This is a genomic window from Devosia sp. (assembly GCF_041917035.1).
Classification (GTDB): Bacteria; Pseudomonadota; Alphaproteobacteria; order Rhizobiales; family Devosiaceae; genus Devosia_A.
On sequence record NZ_JAYRYM010000393.1, the window covers coordinates 1 to 2,354 of the forward strand.

A 2,354-nucleotide genomic window follows, 5' to 3' on the forward strand; every position below is an offset into this window, starting at 1 on the left:
CGCCCACTCGGCGCAGCACGACTTTCTCACCGGCCTGCCCAACCGCATGCTGTTCGACGACCGGCTGGCCAACGCCATCACCATTGCACCGCGCCACTCGAAACGCGTGGCGGTGCTGTTTCTCGATCTGGACGGGTTCAAGCACGTCAACGACTCGCTCGGCCACGCCATGGGCGACAAGCTGCTGCAGTCAGTCGGGCGGCGGCTGGTCGACTGCGTGCGCGCCTCCGATACGGTGAGCCGGCTGGGTGGCGACGAGTTCGCGGTGCTGCTCTCCGAGGTCGAGCTCAGCGAGGATGCCGCCATCACCGCCCGGCGCATGCTGACCGCCATCTCCCAGCCGCACGTCATCGACCAGCACGACCTCAGGATATCGGCCAGCATCGGAATCAGCGTGTTCCCGGACGACGGCAAGGACGCCAACGCCCTGCTGCAGAATGCCGATACCGCGATGTACCTGGCCAAGGAGAGCGGCCGCCAGGGCTACCAGTTCTTCCGACCCTCGATGAACCATCGCGCCAAGGAACGGCAGTCGATCGAGGAGAACCTCCGGCATGCCCTGGCCCGCCGCGAGTTCACGGTCCACTACCAGCCAAAGGTCAATCTCCGGACCGGTGCGATCGTGGGCGCCGAGGCGCTGCTGCGCTGGAACCACCCGACACTGGGCAGGATCTCCCCCGCCGCCTTCATCCCGGCGGCAGAAGATTGCGGGCTGATGCTGCCGATCGGCAAGTGGGTGCTGCAATCGGCCTGCGAGCAGGCCCGTGCCTGGCTCGACGCGGGACTGCCGCCGATCACGGTGTCGGTCAATGTCACGGCCATGCAGTTCCGGGCGCGGGGATTCCTTGATGACGTCTTCGGCATGCTGCGGCACACAGCGCTCGATCCGAGTCTGCTCGAGCTGGAGCTGCCGGAATCGGCGCTGATCAAGCACGGCACCAGCGCGGCCGCGAGCCTGAGGGCGCTGCGGGCCCGCGGCGTGCGCATCGCACTCGACGATTTCGGCACCGGGTTTGCCAGTGTCAGCAATCTCAGGCGGTTTCCCGTCGATACGCTGAAGATCGACGGTTCGCTGATCCACCTCATCGGCGGGGCCGAGAGCGACATCCGACTCATCGGCGCCCTCATCGCCATGGCGCGCACCCTCAACATCCGGGTGGTTGCCGAGGGCGTCGAGACCGTGGCCGAACGCGACTTCCTGCTCGGCCATCAATGCGACGACGCGCAGGGATACTATTTCGGCCACCCGGTCCCCGCGCACCAGTTCTCCGAGATGGTGCGCAGCGTACAAGGGCTGGTGGCATCATGACGGACCGGTTCGATCTGCAGCGTCTCGAACTGCATCGCCGCTTCATCGAGCGGACGAGCCAGAATGCCCAGACGCTGTCCGAGCTGACGCTGCGCTTCGACCAGACTGCGCTCGGACCGAGTGCCCGCGAGCAGTTGCGCTACATCGCGCACAATCTCGCCGGGGCCGCCGGCACGTTCGGCTTCCCCGGGATCAGCGCCACCGCAGCCGAGCTCGAGGACAGGTTGCTGTCGCCGGGCCGGACCGATATCGGTCAGAGCTGTCGCACACTCATCACGCAACTCAGGCAGGTGACCGCGAGCCGGCCGGCCATGCCGCTGCGGCGGCAGGGGGACGTGCAGCAGGTGAGTGGCGCCGGCGACGACGCACGAGTGCCCGAGGAAGCGCCGGGCGGCGTGCTGATCGTCGCACGAACGCCGGAACTGGAGCGTTTGTCCTCGGTTGTCGCCGGGCTCGGCTACACGCCCATCGACGCCCTGTCCTCTCCACCCGGCCCCTCGAAGCGGCCCGCCGCGGCGCTGATCAGCGATGCCGTTCCGGAGGCGCTGCAGATCTGCCGCCGCTACTCGCCGCAGGTTCCGGTCCTGCTGGTCGGCACCGACGCCTCCTTCCACGGCCGGCTGGCCGCCGCCCGGATGGGGACGACGGGGGTGCTGCCGCGCCCTGTCGATGCAAGCGAGCTGGCCGACTGGCTGGAGGAACTCGCGCCGCGGGATCGGGGTCGGCCGCACTCCATCCTGATCGTCGAAGGGGACCGGCTGCTGGCCGACACCTATGCGCTGGAACTCGAAAGCGCCGGCATGCGCTGCGAAGTGGTCACAGACGGCGCCATGACGCTGGACCGGATCGCCGCCACCAATCCCGACCTGGTTCTGCTCGAAACCCGGATGCCGGGGATCAACGGCATCGAACTGGCCCGCATCATCCGCCAGTCGCGCCGGGATCTGGCGCTGCCGATCGTGTTCCTGTCGTCCGAGAGCGATCCGCTGCTCCAGCTCGAAGCGCGCACCCTGGGCGGCGACGACTTCATCGAAAAGCCGGTGGA

General features: G+C 68.0%; 2 protein-coding genes. Both read left to right on the plus strand.

Features of this window, described 5'->3' with window-relative positions; all coding sequences use genetic code 11:
• The coding region (locus ACE3TU_RS21485; protein WP_374627894.1) for a putative bifunctional diguanylate cyclase/phosphodiesterase at positions 1-1,309 on the plus strand (1,309 nt) is incomplete at its 5' end.
• Positions 1,306-2,354: response regulator (locus ACE3TU_RS21490; RefSeq protein WP_374627895.1), on the plus strand; the 1,049-nt coding region annotated here is incomplete at its 3' end. The genes ACE3TU_RS21485 and ACE3TU_RS21490, both read left to right, overlap by 4 nt.